Raw genomic sequence first — 324 nt, 5'->3', positions numbered from 1 at the left:
GAATCAGTTGAAGGTCGCAGCGCAATAGTGGGTGGACTCACCACCACGTCGCTCATCCGATCCAACAAAAGACCCGCCATGCGTGCATGCGGGTCTTTGTGCTTTTTGGGGCGGCATACGCAGTCAGCGCAGCGTTAGAACTCCTCCCAATAGGGACGTGCACTGTAGTACTCGTGCACCCGCGTGGCCCACGTCGTATCTGCCATACTCGGCCATCGGTCCTTATCAAAGCCGTGCGACACGTCCAGTCTGTCCTTCTCGATATCCAGCACAAAACACTTGCGCTCGATATCAAGCGCCATCGCCCCCCACGGAACGGCGAAC

At 57.7% G+C, this 324-nt stretch carries 1 protein-coding gene; it reads right to left on the bottom strand.

The genetic code is table 11. The annotated features are described in order from the left end of the window. Positions 1–134: 134 nt before the first annotated feature. On the bottom strand, positions 135–324 hold a 190-nt coding region (locus RVY79_RS18480), incomplete at its 5' end, for a hypothetical protein (RefSeq protein ID WP_317466001.1).

It is taken from the genome of Chromohalobacter sp. HP20-39 (assembly GCF_033052815.1).
GTDB lineage: Bacteria > Pseudomonadota > Gammaproteobacteria > Pseudomonadales > Halomonadaceae > Chromohalobacter.
Note: the sequence above shows the minus strand (reverse complement) of the source record. Positions and strands in the feature narration are given on the sequence as shown.